Source organism: Hahella ganghwensis DSM 17046 (assembly GCF_000376785.1).
GTDB classification, from domain to species: domain Bacteria; phylum Pseudomonadota; class Gammaproteobacteria; order Pseudomonadales; family Oleiphilaceae; genus Hahella; species Hahella ganghwensis.
Map to the genome: position 1 here is coordinate 34218 of NZ_AQXX01000117.1, position 19372 is coordinate 53589.

Annotated in this window: 16 protein-coding genes; 4 read left to right on the plus strand and 12 right to left on the minus strand. The window is 51.1% G+C overall.

Translation table 11 applies throughout. The features are described 5' to 3' along the window. Positions 1-165 precede the first annotated feature (165 nt). Both aceE and aceF read left to right on the plus strand, forming a co-directional pair. A complete protein-coding gene (gene aceE, locus F566_RS0114670; RefSeq protein ID WP_020407757.1) occupies positions 166-2844 on the plus strand; it encodes a pyruvate dehydrogenase (acetyl-transferring), homodimeric type in 2679 nt (892 codons plus the stop codon). A 15-nt stretch (positions 2845-2859) separates the two neighbouring features. After that, a complete protein-coding gene (gene aceF, locus F566_RS0114675) occupies positions 2860-4827 on the plus strand; it encodes a pyruvate dehydrogenase complex dihydrolipoyllysine-residue acetyltransferase (protein ID WP_020407758.1) in 1968 nt (655 codons plus the stop codon). A 303-nt stretch (positions 4828-5130) separates the two neighbouring features. On the opposite strand, the gene F566_RS32990 is transcribed toward aceF, so the two are convergent. Beyond that, positions 5131-5358 carry a DUF1127 domain-containing protein gene (locus F566_RS32990; RefSeq protein WP_020407759.1) on the minus strand — a complete coding sequence of 76 codons (228 nt, stop codon included), beginning with the start codon at positions 5356-5358 and terminating at the stop codon, positions 5131-5133. Positions 5359-5446: 88 nt separating this feature from the next. Here F566_RS32990 and F566_RS0114685 point away from each other — a divergent pair, with 88 nt between their 5' ends. Next, the gene (locus F566_RS0114685; RefSeq protein ID WP_020407760.1) at positions 5447-6361 is read left to right on the plus strand and encodes a LysR substrate-binding domain-containing protein; all 915 of its coding nucleotides are present in this window, start codon (positions 5447-5449) and stop codon (positions 6359-6361) included. Positions 6362-6391: 30 nt separating this feature from the next. On the opposite strand, the gene trpC is transcribed toward F566_RS0114685, so the two are convergent. The 6 genes from trpC to rpe form a co-directional block, all read right to left on the minus strand. Continuing rightward, the gene (trpC, locus tag F566_RS0114690) at positions 6392-7192 is read right to left on the minus strand and encodes an indole-3-glycerol phosphate synthase TrpC (RefSeq protein WP_020407761.1); all 801 of its coding nucleotides are present in this window, start codon (positions 7190-7192) and stop codon (positions 6392-6394) included. Positions 7193-7216: 24 nt separating this feature from the next. Continuing rightward, positions 7217-8254 carry an anthranilate phosphoribosyltransferase gene (trpD, locus tag F566_RS0114695; protein WP_020407762.1) on the minus strand — a complete coding sequence of 346 codons (1038 nt, stop codon included), beginning with the start codon at positions 8252-8254 and terminating at the stop codon, positions 7217-7219. A 64-nt stretch (positions 8255-8318) separates the two neighbouring features. Continuing rightward, complete coding sequence (locus F566_RS0114700) at positions 8319-8897, minus strand: anthranilate synthase component II (RefSeq protein ID WP_020407763.1); 579 nt, start codon at positions 8895-8897, stop codon at positions 8319-8321. Between the two features lie 23 nt (positions 8898-8920). Beyond that, entirely contained in the window at positions 8921-10396 is a 1476-nt protein-coding gene (trpE, locus tag F566_RS0114705; protein ID WP_020407764.1) for an anthranilate synthase component I, read from the minus strand. 318 nt (positions 10397-10714) lie between these two features. Next, positions 10715-11422, minus strand: coding sequence for a phosphoglycolate phosphatase (locus tag F566_RS0114710; RefSeq protein WP_020407765.1), 708 nt, complete (start codon positions 11420-11422; stop codon positions 10715-10717). 2 nt (positions 11423-11424) lie between these two features. Beyond that, complete coding sequence (gene rpe / locus F566_RS0114715; protein WP_020407766.1) at positions 11425-12102, minus strand: ribulose-phosphate 3-epimerase; 678 nt, start codon at positions 12100-12102, stop codon at positions 11425-11427. Positions 12103-12432: 330 nt separating this feature from the next. On the opposite strand from rpe, the gene F566_RS35495 reads away from it, so the two are divergent. After that, positions 12433-13656 carry a DUF3530 family protein gene (locus F566_RS35495; RefSeq protein WP_157496803.1) on the plus strand — a complete coding sequence of 408 codons (1224 nt, stop codon included), beginning with the start codon at positions 12433-12435 and terminating at the stop codon, positions 13654-13656. A 66-nt stretch (positions 13657-13722) separates the two neighbouring features. On the opposite strand, the gene murU is transcribed toward F566_RS35495, so the two are convergent. The 5 genes from murU to F566_RS0114745 form a co-directional block, all read right to left on the minus strand. Further along, positions 13723-14412, minus strand: coding sequence for an N-acetylmuramate alpha-1-phosphate uridylyltransferase MurU (murU, locus tag F566_RS0114725; protein ID WP_020407768.1), 690 nt, complete (start codon positions 14410-14412; stop codon positions 13723-13725). Then, the gene (locus F566_RS0114730; protein WP_020407769.1) at positions 14400-15443 is read right to left on the minus strand and encodes an aminoglycoside phosphotransferase family protein; all 1044 of its coding nucleotides are present in this window, start codon (positions 15441-15443) and stop codon (positions 14400-14402) included. The genes murU and F566_RS0114730 overlap by 13 nt, the downstream gene beginning before the upstream one ends. Before the next feature lie 331 nt (positions 15444-15774). Continuing rightward, positions 15775-17472 carry an AMP-binding protein gene (locus F566_RS0114735; RefSeq protein ID WP_020407770.1) on the minus strand — a complete coding sequence of 566 codons (1698 nt, stop codon included), beginning with the start codon at positions 17470-17472 and terminating at the stop codon, positions 15775-15777. A gap of 319 nt (positions 17473-17791) precedes the next feature. Next, positions 17792-18583, minus strand: coding sequence for a substrate-binding periplasmic protein (locus tag F566_RS0114740; RefSeq protein ID WP_020407771.1), 792 nt, complete (start codon positions 18581-18583; stop codon positions 17792-17794). Between the two features lie 194 nt (positions 18584-18777). Then, entirely contained in the window at positions 18778-19143 is a 366-nt protein-coding gene (locus F566_RS0114745; protein WP_020407772.1) for a cupin domain-containing protein, read from the minus strand. Positions 19144-19372: the final 229 nt, after the last annotated feature.

Below are 19372 nucleotides of genomic sequence, written 5' to 3' on the forward strand. Positions count from 1 at the left end.
TATCAATTACCGTCATGGCAATGTCTGTGCACGGTCACTTTTTCAAGGAGTTGGTCTGCAACTCCGCTGGGGACTCCGGAAAGGTTTTCGGTTGGCGAGCACTCACGAGGGGCTCGTTCGCCTGTAACACAATTACAAACTCTAGCTCTAAAAGGAGTAACCTCTATGCATCAAGATGCCGATCCTATCGAAACCCAGGAATGGCTCGAGTCCATCGAGTCTGTTCTTGAAAACGAGGGCATCGAGCGTGCGACCTATCTGCTGACTCGGCTTGCTGAGCGGGCAACTAGGGACGGGACGCAGCTGCCATACTCAATCACCACTCCCTACCGTAATACGATACCAGCCTCCAAAGAAGCCCGTATGCCGGGAGATTTGTTTATGGAGCGTCGTATCCGGTCATTAGTACGCTGGAATGCGCTGGTCATGGTACTGCGTGCCAACAAGCGTCCTGGTGATCTGGGTGGGCACTTATCCTCCTTTTCTTCCATCGCCACGCTATATGATGTTGGTTTCAACTATTTCTTCCACGCGGGAGATGACAAGCGTCAGGGTGACCTGATCTATTGGCAGGGGCATACCTCCCCAGGTGTTTATGCCCGTTCTTACCTGGAAGGGCGCATTACCGAAGAGCAGATGGATAATTATCGCCGTGAAGTCGACGGTAACGGTCTGTCTTCTTATCCGCATCCCTGGCTGATGCCGGGTTACTGGCAGTTCCCAACGGTATCCATGGGGCTTGGACCGATACAGGCTATCTACCAGGCTCACGTCATGAAGTACCTGGACAACCGGGAAATGACCAAGACAGAGGGTCGGAAGGTCTGGTGCTACGTAGGTGACGGCGAGTGTGATGAGCCGGAAACTCTGGGGGCTATCGGTCTGGCCGGACGTGAGCGTCTGGACAACCTGATCTTCGTAATCAACTGTAACCTTCAGCGTCTGGATGGCCCTGTTCGTGGTAACGGCAAGATTATTCAAGAGCTGGAAGGCATATTCCGCGGTGCCGGTTGGAACGTTCTTAAAGTGGTATGGGGACGTTTGTGGGATCCACTGCTGGAAAAAGACACCAATGGCTCTCTGCAGCGTCAGATGGACCTTGCCGTTGATGGTGAAATGCAGAACTTCAAATCCAACGGTGGCGGCTATACCCGGGAAAACTTCTTCGGCAAGGATCCTGAGGCATTGAAGCTGGTAGAGAACATGTCTGATGAAGACATCTACAAGCTTAACCGCGGTGGTCATGACCCATACAAAGTTTATGCCGCTTACCATGCTGCGGTGAATCATAAAGGTCAGCCAACGGTTATCCTGGCGCATACCGTTAAAGGTTACGGCTTCGGTGAACAGGGCGAAGCCCAGAACACCACGCACCAGTTGAAAAAGCTGGATATTGAAACGGTGAAGAAATTCCGTGACCGTTTTGGTGTACCCGTATCCGATGACGAAATTGAGAATCTGCCATACTATCGTCCGTCACCGGATTCCCCGGAAATGCTTTACATGAAAAAGCGCCGGGAAAGCCTGGGTGGTTATCTGCCGAAACGCCAGCCGGATACACAACCTCTGCCGATTCCTGAATTGTCAGCCTTTGACGCTGTATTGAAAGGAAGCGGTGATCGTGAAATCTCCTCGACCATGGCGTTCGTGCGTGTCCTGAACACGTTGACCAAAGACAAGCAGATCGGTAAGCGTATTGTTCCGATAGTTCCTGATGAAGCACGTACTTTTGGTATGGAAGGCATGTTCCGTCAGTTGGGGATTTACACCTCTGAAGGTCAGAAGTATGTCCCGAACGATCGCAATCAGATCATGTACTACCGTGAAGACAAAACCGGCCAGATCCTGGAAGAAGGGATTAACGAAGCTGGTGCCATGTCTGCCTGGATTGCCGCAGCAACGTCCTACAGCACCAACAATCATCCGTTGATTCCGTTCTACATCTACTATTCGATGTTTGGATTCCAGCGGGTTGGCGATCTGGCCTGGGCGGCCGGTGACATGCGTGCCCGAGGTTTCCTGCTGGGTGGTACCGCAGGTCGTACAACACTGAACGGTGAAGGTCTGCAGCACCAGGATGGCCACAGCCACATTCTTTCTGCCACGATTCCGAACTGTATTTCTTACGATCCGGTATTCGGTTATGAAGTGGCAGTGATTGTTCGTGAAGGCATGCGCCGCATGTATGCCGAGAACGAAAGTGTGTATTACTACATCACTCTGATGAACGAAAACTACGTGCATCCGGAAATGCCGGAAGGTGCGGAAGAGGGCATCATCAAGGGAATGTACCTGTTCCAGGAAGGTGAAAAGAAAGGCGGTAAGAAAGGTAGTAAGAAATTTGATGCCAAAGTTCAGTTGCTGGGCAGCGGGACAATCTTCCGTGAAGTCCTGGAAGCTGCTGAGCTGTTGAAGAAGGATTACAACATTGATAGCGATGTCTGGTCTGTTACCAGCTTTACCGAGCTGGCTCGCGACGGCCATCACGTACGCCGCTGGAATATGCTGCATCCTGAAGAGCCGCGCCGTGAGAGTTTTGTGAAGTCGATGCTGAAGGATCGTGAAGGTCCTGTGGTAGCGTCCACGGACTATATGCGTCTGTTCGCCGATCAGGTCCGTCAATTCATTCCTCAGCAAACGGTTCATGTTCTGGGTACGGATGGTTTCGGCCGCAGTGATACTCGCGAGAAGCTACGTCATCACTTCGAAGTCGACAGGTATTATGTGGTGGTTGCCGCACTTGACTGTCTGGCGCGTGAAGACAAGATCGAGCGCTCTGTAGTGTCTGATGCGATCAAGAAATACGGTATTGATCCTAACAAACCTAACCCCATCAACAGCTGATAGAAGGAGACTGACGTGAGTAATATCGAAGTCAAAGTTCCTGACATCGGCGGTGCGACCGATGTCGAGGTTATTGAAGTTTATGTAAAGGCCGGTGACGATATCGCGGTTGATGATCCATTGCTGGTGCTGGAATCAGACAAGGCATCTATGGATATCCCTGCGACTCATGCCGGTAAGATCGCTGAATTGAAAGTTTCTGTAGGTGACAAGGTCAATGAAGGTGATGTGATCCTGTTGCTGAGTGGCGATGGTGATTCTGGAAATGATGGTTCTGATAAAACTGCTGAACCTGCAAAAGAAGAAGCACCTGCTGCAGCTGAACCAGAAGCGGCACCTGCCGAGTCTGCACCAGCTTCAGGCGGTACCAGTGTGGAGACCGTCACCGTTCCTGATCTTGGTGGCTTTGAAGATGTCACTATCATTGAAGTCAGTGTGAAGGAAGGGGATGAAGTGGCTGCAGAGGATCCGATCCTGGTATTGGAAACGGATAAAGCCACCATGGAAATTCCTGCACCTAAGGCCGGTAAAATCCAAAAGCTGCTGGTGGAGGCCAATGGCAAGGTCAGTGAGGGAACACCTATCGCTGAATTGCTGGTTGCCGGTGGTGGTACTGGCGAAGCTCCAGCCCAGGCAGAAAGTGCGCCATCTCAGGAAGCTGCTCCCGTGAAGGAAGCGGCGCAAGAGGCTGCAGCTCCGAAATCTGGTGGTCTGCAAACCGTCACAGTTCCGGATATCGGTGGCTTCGACGGTGTAACGATCATAGAAGTGACCGTGGCTCCAGGTGATCGCATTGGTGTCGATGAATCGATACTGGTGCTTGAATCCGATAAAGCCACCATGGAAGTTCCATCCCCAGTAGCCGGTGTTGTGAAGAAGATTCTGGTCAACGTTGGGGAAAAGGTGAGTGAAGGAACTGCCATTGCTGAGGTAGAGGCAGAAGGTGGAGCGGCCAAGCCCGCACCTGCGCCAGCTGCCGCATCTGAAAGTAAGCCTGCTCCAGCAACGCCTGCGCCAGCCGCACCACCTGCTCAGCCATCGACTCCTGATGTTTCTGTGACAGGCGGTAAGGTTCATGCAGGACCTTCGGTGAGAAAGCTTGCCCGCGAATTTGGCGTCGATCTTTCCCTCGTTAAAGGTTCCGGTCCCAAAGGTCGTATCCTGAAGGAAGACGTGCAGTCATTCGTTAAAGCCGGCATGCAACAGCTGAAAGCTGGCGGCGGTGCGGTTGCAGCGGGCTCCGGTCCTGGACTGCCTGCGGTCAAACTGCCCGACTTTTCACAGTTCGGTAAGATTGATCGCCTGCCGATGTCCCGGATTCACCAGTTGACTGCGGACAACATGTCCCGTAACTGGTTGACGGTGCCACATGTTACCCAGTTTGATGATGCTGATATCACTGATCTGGAATCTTTCCGTAAAGACCAGAAAGCCCTGGCGGAAAAGAAAGGAGTGCGTTTGACTCCGCTTCCTTTTATGTTGAAAGCCTGTGCTTACGCATTGGAAGCTTATCCTCAGTTCAATGTTTCTCTGGACATGGAAAAGAAAGAAGTGATTCAAAAGCACTTCATCAATATCGGTGTGGCAGTAGATACCCCCGCTGGTCTGTTGGTTCCGGTTATCCGAGATGTTAACAAGAAAGGGATCTGGGAGCTGGCTCGTGAGTGTGCTGAGCTGGCGGCCAAGGCGAAAGACAAGAAGCTTAAGCCTAACGAAATGCAGGGCGGTTGCTTCACGATCTCCAGCCTGGGAAGTATTGGTGGCACCGCGTTCACTCCCATTGTGAACACTCCGGAAGTTGCCATTCTGGGTATATCAAAAGCCTCGATGAAGCCGGTATACGACGGTAAGGGCTTTGTTCCCCGTCTGATGTTGCCGTTGAGTCTGTCCTACGATCATAGAGCTATCAACGGTGCTGATGCCGCTAAGTTCACAACTTTACTGGGTGAGCTGCTGGGCGATATCCGTAAGTTGCTGCTCTGATCGAGATACTTTTCATATCACATATAAACCGGGCCTAGTGTCCGGTTTTTTGTTTTCAACCTATCACCACTTCCTATGAAGGTGGTCGTCATCGTGTAAGTTCTGCCATAAAGAATGGCCCATGCGAGATACTCCCGTTTGTTGTCAGCAAACGAAGGAGTAAAAAGCACGAGCCGATATGAATCCGCTTCTATTTTCTTTGTTTCTCAGCGTGTTGTGAGCAACCAAGCAACACTACTCGCGCCGCTGATCTGTTTTCAGGTGCTAGATGGTGTCATGTGAATCGCCAACAGACTCTGGTCATTACTCCCAGAAATGTTTTCCTGCTTCCCTGATTCGATCACTTTCGCTCAACCCCAGGTCTTTCAGCATATAGGGAGAAAGTGTCGCCAGTTGCCTGCGTTCCCTGGAAACTGCCCATCGACGGCTGGTCCAGTGCAATAGTTGTTTTATTTTTTCTAATAAGAGCCGAGGTAAAGGTGCTCTGTCATCTAATTGAATATTGAATCGTGGTGTTGTACGTGCTTTCATAATATCTCTCCTCTCTATGGCTTTTATTTAGCCAGAAAGGAAAAAAGCAAAATAACGTTATTTTCTTTTTTAGGTATTAGAAAAACTTATGAGTGAGCGATGGCCCCATTTACTGAAAGCTTTCTGGGTTCTCGATGTTGTGGTTCGCAAAGGAAGCTTTTCTGCGGCAGCAGACTATCTGCATGTGAGTCAATCTGCTGTCAGCCAGCAGGTTAAATTGCTGGAGGAGGAATTCGGGCCGTTGTTTGAAAGACAAGGCAAGCAGATTATTCCCACTGAAATCTGTCGTCGCTTTGTTTCCCATTTACGCAAAGGCTTCTCCCACATTGAAGAAGGGGTAGCGATCACTTCCCGATGTTGCAATCAGATTACTCTGACAGTATTGCCCTCATTTGGCGGTGCATGGTTAATACCCCGATTGTACAAATTCACGGAGTGCCACCCGGAAATCGAAGTGCGCCTGACCATGTCGGATACGCTGGCCGATTTTAGTGACGGTGGTATTGACGCCGGTATTCGGCTGGGGCTGGGTGACTATCCGGATCTGATTGCAAAGCCTCTGTGTGATGATGAGTTGTTTCTGGTCTGCAGTCCTTCGTTGAGAGACGAATTTCCTGCGTCTCCGCAGTTGTCGGATCTCAGTCAGCATCTACTGATTCATGATAATGCCAGGTCGCCACAGAACTGGCCGGCATGGGTGTCGGCAACCGGACAGAAAGAGGTGCCAGTGAAAAGAAAACTGATGATCAGTGATTCCAGCCAGGTGATTCGAATGGCATTGGGTGGACGTGGAGTGGCGTTGGTAAGAAGAGTTCTGGTGGCTGATGAGTTGGCTGACGGAGGGCTGGTAAGGTTGTTTGATATCAGCGTTAAGCTGAAGCAACGTTATTACTTTGTGATGCCCAAGCGGTCTCGGGGGAATGCCGCGCTCACTGCATTCTATGAGTGGTTACTGGAGGAAATCAGGCCCTATCAGGAGGTCGCTCAGGAAGCGGGCACATGACATTGTCTGTCATTGCACCCGCTGACGGGGTCAGTCAAAGAACAGTTCCCTTAATTTCAGGCCGGGATCGTCTGCCCGCATAAAGGATTCACCAACCAGAAAGGTGTTGACCTGATGGCTTTGCATCAGTTTTACATCTTCACTTGTGTGGATACCACTCTCTGTGACAATGATTTTGTCTTCTGGTATCTGCGCCAGTAGGTTGATCGTGGTGTCCAGACTGACTTCGAAAGTATGGAGGTCCCGGTTATTGATGCCCAACAATGGCGTGTCGAGAGTCAATGCCTGATGTAGCTCCGTTTCATTGTGAACTTCCACCAGCACATCCAGACCAATCTCCCGGGCTTGATGACAGAACCGCTGCATTTCTTCCTGTGTTAAACAGGCGGCGATCAGCAGAATGCAGTCTGCTCCGATCAAACGGGATTCGAATACCTGGTACTCATCAACAATAAAGTCTTTGCGTATGACAGGGAGTTTGCAGGCATTGCGTGCCTCAACCAGATAGCTGTCCGCGCCCTGGAAGAAATCGATATCAGTCAATACCGAAAGACAGGCCGCTCCACCGGTAGAGTAACTCCTGGCAATATCCCCGGGAGCAAAGTTTTCTCTGATAACGCCTTTGCTGGGAGAGGCTTTTTTGATCTCAGCGATCACTGCAGGCTGGCCAGTATCCAGTCGGGACTGGATAGCGCGGACAAAACCTCGTACCGGTGATGCCGCTGTGAGTTTTTCCTTGATGTCGGCAAGTGATTGGCGTGACTTACGTTCAGCCACTTCCTCTTTCTTTCGCTCGACAATTTTCTTAAGGATCGTCGGTGTCTCATTCATAGGTTCTTATGTCCTGCTGACGCTTCAGTCTTCTTTAAAGTAGGCAGTGAAACTGGCCAGTTCTGAAAGCTTCGCCAGTGCCATTCCAGATCCTATGGCATCCTGTGCCATGGTGACGCCTTCTTTCAGAGACGATGCCAGATCGGCGGCGTAAATCGCCGCGCCTGCGTTCAGTGCAATAATATCCCGGGCCTTTTGGCTCATTTCATCATTGTCTTTACCCAAAGCCCCTTTGATCAGTTTCAGGCTTTCGTCAGCGCTGGTGACGGTGAGTCCAATCAGGCTTTTGCTTTCAACGCCAGCCTCTTCCGGAGTTATCTGGTATTCAGTCACTTCGCCATTTTTCAGTTCGGCAACGTGGGTGGGTGCCGCTAGGCTGATTTCATCCAGGCCATCGTCAGCATGGACCACCAGTACGTGAGTGCTGCCAAGTCGTTTCAACACTTCAGCCATTGGTCGGCAGAGTGCCTTGTTGAATACCCCGATCACCTGCTTTTTCACATTGGCCGGGTTGGTCATGGGGCCTAACATGTTGAAAATGGTCCGCACTGCCATTTCCTTACGTGGGCCGATGGCGTGTTTCATCGCGCTATGATGTGCGGGCGCGAACAGAAAACCCACGCCGATCTCTTTTATAGCCCGAGCGACCTGTTCTGGTGTCAGGTTCAGATTGACTCCTGCGGCCTCCAGAACATCGGCGCTTCCAGTGCTGCTGCTAACGCTGCGATTGCCATGCTTGGCCACTTTCCCGCCGGCAGCGGCAACGACAAACGCACTGGCGGTGCTGACGTTGAAAAGATTGGCACCATCTCCGCCGGTACCACAGGTATCTACCAAATGCGGGTCTTCAATTTCAACACCGCTGGCAAGCTGGCGCATCACCATAGCGGCGCCGGTAATTTCGTCGATTGATTCGCTTTTCATACGCAGACCTACCAGGAAACCACCAATCTGTGCCGGTGTGGCTTCTCCTGTCATGATCTGTTGCATGACATTCTGCATTTCTTCTGTGCTCAGGTCCTGATGATCAATGACCCGGGCGATTGCTGCTTTAATATCCATAACTCTATCCTGCTTGTTCTTTTACTGAGGTCTTAAATGAAAATGACTGCCGTTTTCCGGGTCGTCAGCGTTTCAGAAAGTTTGCCAGTAAATCATGACCATGCTGGGTCAGAATGGATTCAGGATGAAATTGAACCCCTTCGATATCCAGTTCTTTATGGCGTACGCCCATGATTTCTTCCATCGATCCATCTTCATTCTCGGTCCAGGCTGTCACTTCCAGACAGTCAGGCAGAGTGTCTGGCCGTATCACCAGTGAGTGGTATCGGGTGGCTTCAAAAGGATTGCTGAGTCCACTAAAAACCCCGATATTATTGTGGTGAACCATGGAAGTCTTGCCGTGCATTACTTTGCCGGCCCGAACGACCTCACCACCGAAGGCCTGGCCGATACTTTGGTGTCCCAGGCAAATTCCCAGCAAAGGGACTTTCCCGGCAAATTGTTTAATGGTGTCGATGCTGATCCCGGCCTCGTTCGGAGTACAGGGACCTGGTGATATCACAATTTTTTCGGGATTCATTTTAACAATGTCCTGCACCGATATTTCATCGTTGCGAAAAACTCGGACATCGGCACCCAGCTCTCCAAGATACTGGACGACGTTATAGGTAAAAGAATCGTAGTTATCGATCATGACCAACATTGGATCAACCCTCTCGAATTCGGTTATAGACCTTTTTGTGCCATTGCCACTGCGCGAAATACCGCGCGCCCTTTATTGAGGGTCTCTTTCCACTCCAACCGGGGAACAGAATCGGCGACGACGCCAGCACCCGCCTGGAGATAAAGAACCTGATCTTTGATAACAGCCGTGCGAATCGCGATTGCTGTATCCATATTGCCGTTCCATGATAAATATCCCACTGCGCCGCCGTAAACGCCACGCTTGACCGGCTCAAGCTCATCGATGATTTCCATTGCTCGAATTTTAGGGGCTCCACTTAAAGTGCCTGCAGGTAAAGTAGCCTTAAGCACATCGATCGCAGATAAGCCCTCTTTTAGTTTTCCGGTCACGTTTGAGACGATATGCATAACGTGCGAGTAGCGTTCGATGATCATTTTGTCAGTCAGGGTGACTGAGCCGATCTCGCTGATGCGGCCGACGTCATTTCTGCCCAGATCGATCAACATCAGATGTTCTGCCAGCTCTTTCGGATCCGCCAGCAACTCGGCTTCGAGTGCCTGGTCTTCAGTTTCGTTGCGCCCCCGTTTACGGGTTCCTGCGATTGGTCGGACGGTGACTTCGCCATCTTCCAGGCGAGCCAGAATCTCCGGTGATGAACCGACCACATGGAAGTCATCCAGATGCAGGTAATACATGTAGGGAGAAGGATTCAGACAGCGGAGGGAACGATAGAGATTAATGGGAGGAGAGGTGAAGGGGGTGGACATGCGTTGTGATACGACCGTTTGCATGACATCACCAGCCAGCACGTACTCCTTGATCCGGTCTACTGCTGCTTCAAAGTCAGGTCGAGCAAAGCGGGATTGGAAATCGTCTTCTTCTGCCTGCTGTTCATGCTCAACATGTAGGTTGTGCTCAGGCAGCGGTTGTCGGAGTCTTTTTTCCAGATCATCCAGACGCTGCTCCGCTTTCGTTAGACCTTGCTCATCGGCCGGGTCCACATGGTAGATCAGGATCAGGCGACCGCTCAGATTATCGAAAACCACAACTTCATCTGACACCATCAGCAGGATATCCGGTGTGTTGATTTCATCCGGTGGCACGCTAGCGGCGAGCTTGGGCTCGATATAACGGATGGTGTCATAGCCAAAGTAGCCGACCAGGCCGCCGTTAAATCGTGGCAGGTCTTCCAGATCCGGGACTTTGAACCGCTGCTGGAATTCCTCAATAAAGCCCAATGGATCTTCCGTCTCATACGACTCGACTTCAGTGCCGGAGTTTGTGATGGAAACCTGGTGTCCGCTGACTTTCAGTACTTGCTGACAGGGCAGGCCGATAATGGAGTAGCGTCCCCACTTTTCGCCGCCCTGTACGGATTCCAACAGGTAGCTGTAGGGTTGGTTTGCGAGTTTCAGATATGTTGACAGAGGAGTATCCAGGTCGGCCATGACCTCACGGACCACGGGAACCCGGTTGTATCCTTGTTGCCTGAATTGGGCAAGTTGCTCAGGAGTCATATTCTTAAACCTGTATCAGCGGCCTGACATCCATGCTGATTGTATTTTATGCCATGAAGTTTGACTTCGGTTCATGGTGTATGAAGGCGCAGGCCAATTGTCCGAACCAATTGCTTATGCCGGGAATCTCGATGCCGGTCGCTAAGCTTGAAACGATAAATTGAACAGTGACGATGACGTACTGGTGATCGTCGGGGCAAAAGAAGAATGTACGGCGCCTAGCGCCATCGAAAGGAGGCACCTGATGCAGGTTGGATGAGGATATGAAGTGTTGTTGTGTTCACAGTTATGCTCTGTTACATCAATCAAGCCAGTAGCTTACAAAAGCTCTGTCAATGAATCAACCAGCAAGTCCGGTCCTGCTTCACAAATGTTCTCGCCATGATTGTATCCGTAGCTGACGCAGACCGCAGGAATATCCGCTGCTCTTGCAGCATTCAGGTCATGAACCGAGTCTCCAATCATAATGGTGTCGGTCGTTGCGACGCCGAGTTCCCGGCAGGCATGCAGTAGTGGTTCCGGGTCAGGTTTTTTGACAGGGAGAGTATCCCCGGACAGCATGATGGAAAAAAAGTCCGATATTCCCAGCTCGCGACAAAGTGGGCCGGTGAACTGCCCGGGTTTATTGGTGATCAATCCAATGGCGATGCCCTGCTGGTGCCAATGCTCCAAAAGGTTGCGAGTCCCTTTGTACAGAGCGCTTCTGTTGGCGAAATGTCCCTGGTAGTAATCGAGAAAGCTTAGATAGGCTTTGTGATAAGTGGTGTCTGGAACAGTCTCCGTTGAGCTGAGGGAGAGAGCATGAGCCAGTGAGCGTTTAACCAGCATGGGCGCGCCGTTTCCTACCCACAAACGTACTTTCGCCTCGCCGGCAGCCGGAAGTCCCATATCGACAAGGCTATGATCGATTGCATCGGCCAGATCCGGGACGGAGTCCACGAGTGTGCCGTCCAGGTCAAAGAGCGCCAGTTGGAACTGGCGCTCTTTGATACGAGTCAGTAATGGATGGTTTACCTGAACTGACATACTTACAGGCTGTCTGCCAGGGCGATCTGGCTACGCATCTGAGCAATCGTGGCGGCATAGTCATCGGTGTTGAAAATGGCGGAACCTGCCACGAATGTATCGGCACCGGCTGCGGCGATTTCCCGAATATTGTCCACTTTAACACCGCCATCGATTTCCAGACGGATTGGCAGGCCGCTGCTGTCTATTTTGGCGCGTGCCTCTCGCAGCTTCTGCAGAGTCCCGGGAATGAACGCCTGACCGCCGAATCCCGGGTTCACGCTCATCAGCAGAACCATGTCCAGTTTGTCCATAACATAGTCCATATAATGCAGGGGAGTTGCCGGGTTGAACACCAGGCCTGCTTTACAACCTGCAGATTTGATCATTTGCAGGGAGCGGTCTATATGCTCAGAAGCTTCTGGGTGGAAGGTGATATAGGTTGCTCCGGCTTCGATAAACGATTCGATCATGGCATCCACCGGTTTGACCATCAAGTGAACATCGATGGGGGCTTTGATGCCGTGATCACGTAGTGCTTTGCAGACCATGGGGCCGATTGTCAGATTGGGTACATAGTGATTGTCCATAACATCAAAGTGTACGATATCCGCGCCGGCTTTCAGCACGTTCTCAACTTCTTCTCCCAGGCGGGCGAAGTCTGCGGACAGGATGGAAGGGGCAATCATTGGGGCAGCCATGGTATAGCGTCTCCGGGTCAGGTGTATATTTCAGGCTCAAGGGCAGCGATCAGATCAACATGCCCCGGCCGCAAAGTCGGCTATTGTAACGTGCTAGGCCCTGCGGTCCTATACTGTTATGGTGAATAGGGGAAAGATTGGATCGTTTCCGGTCGTTATCAGTGAATGAAGCTGATAACCGTGAAAGTCTGACAGGCGCTGTCTGATCTAATGTGTGGCAAGCTGAAAGTTTCAGGGTCAGCAGGTTAGTTGTGCCTGGATGTCAAAAGTCTGATGTAGGGATTATTTTTTCTGAGAAATATGAAATCCATTATGAAGAAACACTGGCAGATGATGAGAGAACCCCCAAAAACCTCTAATGCTCATGCAGGGCTTCAAGGTATAGCTCGGAAATGTATAGCTCGAAAATCCATCGCCTGGAAAGGTATATGGGCGCTGCTTCTCTCCCTGTGCTTCTCGTCACTGCTGTGGGCGGCAGAAACTGAACCGGAGCCGGAGGCGGACAAGCCTTCTATGGCCCCAAAAGCCACAGAGCGAGCCACCGTCAACACAGAAAAATCCCGGTTATTACAGCTGGCGCAATCCATCGATGCCAAGCAAGTGCTTTGGCTCAATGGCCGGCAGGGAGATGTCGCAGCCGTCATGGCGCTTTACCTGCCGGCTAACAAAGCGGCAGCCGAAGGGGCGATACTGATGCTTCACGACATTGATCAACATCCAGACTGGCCCGGTGTCGTGGGTTCGCTGCGGCACTCTCTGCCCGATGCCGGCTGGCACACTCTGTCATTGGCTCTGTCATATCAGGATGAGCGCGAAATCCCGAAACGGGTATTGCTCACGCGTACCGATGCTGCGTTCCCGTTTCCTGATAAGGGAGCGAAAGAAAATGCGACTGAGCAGGCAGAGGAAGGCGCCTTGCCTGAAAGTGATGTAGAGCCCACTGGCGAGCCGGAACTGACCGATGCTGAGCTTGAAGCCACCAATGAAGCAACAGAGCAGTTGGAGGAAGAGCTGATTGCAGAGGGGGCGACGAGCTCAGAAGAAATTGATATCAATGCTCAGGATGGCGGCGTCAGTGAGACGAAAGCACCGCCGCCGGGCATTGGGAATATCGAACGGATTAACCTGGGCCTCAGTCAACTGCAGGGGTTTGGGCTTCAAAACCGGGTAATGCTGGGGGTTGGCCAGGGAGCAGAGGAAATGGTGCGTTTCCTGATTGCCTATCCGGATTATGCGCAAAGTCTGCAAGGATTTGTCTGGGTGGATGCAGAGTTTGATCAGAATTTATTGGTTGAACTAAAAGAAGCAGCACCGGGCTTTTTGGAGCGCAAGGTATTGGATGTATACGATTCTACCCGAGAGGATTTGGATGAATCGCTGGAGTCGCGTCTCGATTTTGCCCGGCGTAACGGGATGGTAGCCTATCGTCAGGATGGCTTGGCGGGCAGTACTTTATTAATCGGCAGTGGTACGCAGCAATTGCAGAACCGCATTAGATCCTGGCTTAAAAAGCAGGCGCCGGGAATGAGGTATACAGGCCAAACCCGGCAGTAACTCTCTCTGTTGAACTTCACCTTTCTTTTGGCTTGAATCCTTCCGTTGGGTGCAACCTCCTGCCGCTTAGAGTCCTTCAGCCGATAGTTTTTCATCCAGCCATTGCAGGCGATCGGGAGTGCCGATGTCATACCATTGACCGGTATAGTGTTCGCCGCTGACTCTGCCTTTTCTCATGGCTTCCCGGAGCACAGGAGGAAGCGGATAAACGCCACTGGGAACGGCTTTAAACAAACTTGGGCGGTAAAGACTGATACCGGAATAAGTCAGCATGTTGTCTCCCTTGGTGTGAACGCGGTGGTCCTCGTCCAGAGAGAAGTCCCCGGCTGGGTTATGCTCGGGATTGTCGATCAACACCAGATGAGCCAGATCATCCGGTTTCATTTTTTGTCCTGCCAGTAAGGCAAAGTCCATATCGGTCCATGTATCCCCATTTACCAGTAGAAAAGGTTGATCTTCATCGTTGTTCAGCAGGGGGAGAGCCTTCCGGATTCCTCCGGCGGTTTCCAAAGGCTCATTCTCAGCGGAATAAAAGATTGATGCGCCATATCGGGAGCCGTCTCCCAGGTAATCCTCAATCTGCTGACCCAGCCATGCATGATTAATGACCAGTTCCGTGATCCCTGCCTTCACTAGCTTCGTGATGATGTGCTCTATCAGAGTCTGTGACCCGGCTTTCAGCAAGGGTTTAGGGGTCTTTTCCGTCAGTGGGCGCATTCGAGTGCCCAAACCGGCGGCGAGTATCATGGCGCGCATGGAGAATCCTCACTTTTATTAAGTGACTGCAGGTATTGATTGAACATCGGTTGGAGTTCGTCCTCTAACCAGTGGCGGAAGGCTTCCAGTTCAGGGTAACGGCGGCTGGCGGAGAGGATATACTCAAGAGTAAGCGGGATATCCTGAAGGTAGCCATGTTTGTTATCCCGGAGTGACAAACGGGAAAACAACCCTGCTACCTTGATATGTCTTTGCATGCCGATAAGATCGAACCAGCGCTGGAATGCCTCTTTGCTATAGGCCTGCTCTCCCTGCTGGGCGCGATAGTCATTGAGAATATCAAGGTAGTCGTTCAGCCATGTAGCTACTTGTTCTTCCGGCCAGCATATATAGCAGTCTTTCAGCAGGGAAGCGACATCGTAGGCTATGGGGCCAATAACGGCTCCCTGGAAGTCGATGAGGCCGAGGCTGTCGTCCTCTCTCACCATCAGGTTACGTGAGTGGTAATCCCTGTGCATGACTACTTGGGGCTGACTTTGGGCGTTTTCAGTCAAGAGATCAAAAGTGTGATTCAAGCACTGGGATTGTTCTGGGGACAGAGACAAACCGAGTAGCTTTTCCAGAAACCACTCCTTGAATATCCCTAGCTCAAAGCGGCACATGGATTCATCAAACGGTGGGAGCGGGTAATCCTGTGGAATGGGAGCCTGATGAACAGCCAACAGCATCTCCAGTGCTTGGGGATATAGTTTTTCCGCGTCTGTTCCTGCCCGAGCCAGAAAAGTGGTATCCCCGAAGTCTTCCAGCAACATAAAGCCCTGCTCCAGATCCACCGCGTAAACCAGCGGGACAGGAATACCTGCCTGGTGCCAGGTTTTGGCAATGGCAAGAAACGGGTGGCAACTCTCTTTGTCAGGCGGAGCATCCATCAGTGCATAGTGCTGATAACCGTATTGCACACGGAAATAGCGTCGGAAACTGGCATCGTCGGACAGTACCGAGATCTCAAAATCTTCGTGATTAAAAAAGCCGGTCAACCACTGGTGAGCGAGTTCTAATCTGGAATCCATTAACAATAAGTGCCTGCGATTACATCTTGGGAGCAGGAATTATGCCGTGACTGATGATGGGGAACAATGTTGTATTGACGGCAAATAACGCAACTTTCAGCATTGGATTATCTATTGATAGCTAAATAGTAAGCCGTTTGGGGTGAGGCAGGTCTGATTCGGACATTGCGCTACGATTAAGTCCATCACCCTGAGGCGCACCTGTATTGGCATGGATAACTGTGCCTTTTGAAGTGATAACGGTGACACCGGAGGGCAGTCCCAAAGCGAGGGCGGGAGCCTGTGTGGCCCTCGCCCCTGCCTTTCAGGTCAGAGATCAGGAATCAACCTGTCAGGCGCCTTCCCACACAACGGTATCGCCAGATTGGTCAAGAGCTGTCATCAACGGCCCATACCGCTCTTCCAGTTTGTTTCTTTTGACTTTCAGTGTTGGAGTAACCAGCCCCGTGTCGGGGGACCAGTCTGTCTGTGAAACCACTACGCCAGAGATCTTCTCGTGATTCAGCAGAGTTGAATTGAGCTGCTTGAGAAATTCGACGATTTCTTTATTCAATTCCTCTTTAGGAGCATTCTGCACTTGCTCGCTCAATGTGACCACAGCCACCGGCTGTTTCAGACCGGTACCGGCAATGCAGATCTGCTCGAAACCTTTGAAGGATGACAGCTTGGCTTCGATGGGGGCTGGAGCCACATATTCCCCTTTCTCCGTTTTAAATATCTCCTTTACCCGTCCCGTGACCTTCAGGTAACCCTCCGAATCGATCTCACCCAAGTCTCCGGAACGGTAGTATCCATCATCGGTGAGCGCTTCGCGGGTTTTTTCCTCGTCCTTGTAGTACTCCGCCATCACTGTGGGGCTTTTGAACAGAATCTCTCCCTGTTCGCTAAGCTTGAAACCATTTTCTGGCATTGCTTTACCGACAGAGCCCTGTTTGTTGTGGCCAGGTCTACCGATAAATCCGTAGGCAAAATTCTCGGTCATGCCATAACCTTCTACGATTTCAATGCCCAGCTTGGCGTACCATTCCAGAAGTGCGGGTGATATCGGCGCAGCCCCCGAAACGATAATTCTGGCCTGGCCAAGACCCAGAGCTTTCCGAAGCTTTTTCTTGATCAGGCTGCGAACGAGGGGAACTTTCAATAGTTTGTCCAGTTTCTGTTGTGGCACCTTGGTGAGAATGCCGCCCTGGAATTTTTTCCATAAACGGGGCACAGAGAAGAACACCGTCGGCTGAACGGAAATCAGGTCATTCTGGAAAGTATTCAGTGACTGACTGAAGCTGATGACCATCCCCGAATAGAGACTGGCGGTTTCTACCAGCAGGCGTTCAGCAACATGCGCCAATGGCAGGAAAGACAGGCAGCGATCCTGATTGCTGAGGTTGAACGTATCCAGAGCACGGAAGCCGACATGGCGTGGGGCGCGGTAACCGTGTACAACTCCCTTGGGGTATCCGGTGGTGCCGGAGGTATAAACGATGGTCCAGACATCACTGTCAGCTGGAACCGGGCTTTCCGGGAAAGGGGCTGTACTGCGTATCAAGTCGGCCAGCATGTGATCGACTTCGTTCTCGCGCTGAAAGTCTCCGTCTTCTCCATGGAAGGAAAAACCGATTTTGACGAGTCCTTCCGGTACACTTCCGCCGAGTCTGTCCCAGACCGGTTTATCCAGTTTGCCAATAAAGAGCGCTTTACTGTCGGAATGCTCCAGAATATAGCGGAAGGTTTCCGGGGTCTGATCCACGTAAAGCGGCACACTGATGAACCCGCCCAGTTGCAGTGCCAGATCAGTGATGATCCATTCGGCGCAGTTTTTTGAGAGCAGGGCAATTTTGTCACCCTTCTGGAAACCGAGTTTGTACAGGGCATTGGTCAGGCGTCTTACCTTGTCGCCAACCTGGGCCCAGGTAAACTCATTCCATTGACCATGAATGGGTTGTCGAAGATAGATGGCATTCGGTGTGTTTTTCTCCCATTGATAAAACATCTCAATAGGGGACTTTCCTTTGGCAAGTTCTTTGAGGCTCATACTTTCCTTCCTGATGTATACGATTGTTATTTAACGGGGTACTCCCGGTTTTTATTGTTACTGTCCGGCGGGGGACGATTATTCTTATTCTGTTATGTGGCATTGCTGACAACGGTAGCATACGTAAGTACCTGGGGTTTTGATTCCCCAAGTCAGATTATTCGTTTGCGATGGGTCTTTAGCGCCAGAAAAGATGCTAGCCCCCTCTTCGTCGAGGGGGCGTGACTGCATTCACAAAATGAGCGTCACTCTCTTTTTATTGCACCGATAACCGCAAAATTAAGGCTTTGGCCTGCTCCTGGTTGCAATTTCACGTCATCTAATGGAATTCGTGAGCCAAAGGCATCAGTTCCCCGATCCCAAATCGGGCTCCCAGGTTTTGGTAGGCCGCTTCGTCTCGAAATTGACGATAGGCTTCTGCAAAGTCCGTGGTCAGATGTGACTCTATCTGACGTGAGAAGGCAATATACATTCGTTTGCCCTCAAATACAGCGCCTTCCAGTCTCTGTATTTGTGCATCAATGTTGGCAATTTCCTCCCGGGCTCTTTTAATCGCACTGGTCGCTCCAAAAATAGCGTCGTATCGACCACTGATCAGCATCACAAAGAGCTGATTCTGGGTCACCGTGGGCTGCTCGATCGGTGCTCCGTTTTTCAGCAGGCGGATGATCTCGTCATTCATGTAATATCCGCCGGGCATGGCGGTCCGCCAACTTCTGACCATGTATTGCAGGGGCGGGGTGTAGACAATTGTATCTGCGTCCGTTTTCCGGATGTAGAGAGTGGTTCTGGAAATATGAAGCAGATTGTCAGGGTGAAATACGGCGAACTTTTCTCTGTCAGTGGATTTCGCAACATAAGTGACGGCGTGGAACTCGCCATTTTCCAAAGCTCTTATCGCCCACTTCCAAGGGTGTCGCTGAAACTGCAGAGTCCATCCCAGTCGTTTAGCAACCTCCCTGACCACTTCAACATGAAACCCGGTCAGTTGTACGTTGTCGTCGATATACTCAAATGGGGCATTATTGGCTTCTTCCATACCGACGACCAGAGTGGTGGCGATTGTGCACTGACTCCACCAAAGCAGGAAAACAAGGGATAGCATGCGCATGAGATTTACCTCCCGCACCGTTGAGGGCTTGCGTCCTTGCCTCAGAATGCGTTGGTGATTTTGGGAAGCCGGTACAGTCTTCTTCGGTTTTTTAAATACCAACACATAGGTACAAGTATATATCTCCTATCCCCGGTTATCCTGATTTAACGAAAAACAGTCATTGGGTAGTTTGGTTTTTCGCGGGGGAATCTTTAGATCCAGACGTCATTGTCGGCGGTAAGTTCTCCCTCTTCAGAGCCAGTATTCACGACTCCACGAGGTTCAATAATCATGACTTTGACTTCTGTTTCGGCGTAGGGTTTGTGTTCAACTCCTTTGGGTATGACATACATTTCTCCGGGACCGACCTGTAGCTGACCATCCTTAAAGTCGATCCTCAGGTGTCCTTCCAGAACAATAAAGGCTTCGTCGGTATCCGGGTGATCGTGCCAGACAAACTCGCCATGTAGCTTGACGACTTTAAACTGATAATCATTCATCTCGGCAATCACTTTGGGGGACCAGTGCTCCTGAAATAAATTGAATTTCTGAGCGAGGTTGATAGCTGCGTATTCCATGCTAAGTCTCCGAAGTCAAACGTATTAATAACCCTAGGTTGAGCTACAGGTTGAGCCAAAGGTTGAGATTGTTATCCTGAATGCGGAGAGGGAAAATTGCCAGAACAAAATTGCTGAGTTAGAGGCCTGACAGGACTACCGGCCCACATGGTCTTGGCAGAGAGTAACCGTTTCATGGGCAGACGAACTGCCTTTAAGCGGTCTGACCTATACCTGATTTTTTGTAGTA

Coding starts and splice junctions, on each gene's coding strand:
- F566_RS0114700 (WP_020407763.1), bottom strand. CDS start 8,897: ATGTTGGTCATGATCGATAACTACGATTCTTTTACCTATAACGTCGTC.
- rpe (WP_020407766.1), bottom strand. CDS start 12,102: ATGGCTGCCCCAATGATTGCCCCTTCCATCCTGTCCGCAGACTTCGCC.
- trpC (WP_020407761.1), bottom strand. CDS start 7,192: ATGAATGAGACACCGACGATCCTTAAGAAAATTGTCGAGCGAAAGAAA.
- F566_RS0114710 (WP_020407765.1), bottom strand. CDS start 11,422: ATGTCAGTTCAGGTAAACCATCCATTACTGACTCGTATCAAAGAGCGC.
- F566_RS0114745 (WP_020407772.1), bottom strand. CDS start 19,143: ATGGAATACGCAGCTATCAACCTCGCTCAGAAATTCAATTTATTTCAG.
- F566_RS35495 (WP_157496803.1), top strand. CDS start 12,433: ATGATGAGAGAACCCCCAAAAACCTCTAATGCTCATGCAGGGCTTCAA.
- F566_RS0114685 (WP_020407760.1), top strand. CDS start 5,447: ATGAGTGAGCGATGGCCCCATTTACTGAAAGCTTTCTGGGTTCTCGAT.
- aceE (WP_020407757.1), top strand. CDS start 166: ATGCATCAAGATGCCGATCCTATCGAAACCCAGGAATGGCTCGAGTCC.
- F566_RS0114730 (WP_020407769.1), bottom strand. CDS start 15,443: ATGGATTCCAGATTAGAACTCGCTCACCAGTGGTTGACCGGCTTTTTT.
- trpD (WP_020407762.1), bottom strand. CDS start 8,254: ATGGATATTAAAGCAGCAATCGCCCGGGTCATTGATCATCAGGACCTG.
- F566_RS0114740 (WP_020407771.1), bottom strand. CDS start 18,583: ATGCGCATGCTATCCCTTGTTTTCCTGCTTTGGTGGAGTCAGTGCACA.
- murU (WP_020407768.1), bottom strand. CDS start 14,412: ATGCGCGCCATGATACTCGCCGCCGGTTTGGGCACTCGAATGCGCCCA.
- trpE (WP_020407764.1), bottom strand. CDS start 10,396: ATGACTCCTGAGCAACTTGCCCAATTCAGGCAACAAGGATACAACCGG.
- F566_RS32990 (WP_020407759.1), bottom strand. CDS start 5,358: ATGAAAGCACGTACAACACCACGATTCAATATTCAATTAGATGACAGA.
- F566_RS0114735 (WP_020407770.1), bottom strand. CDS start 17,472: ATGAGCCTCAAAGAACTTGCCAAAGGAAAGTCCCCTATTGAGATGTTT.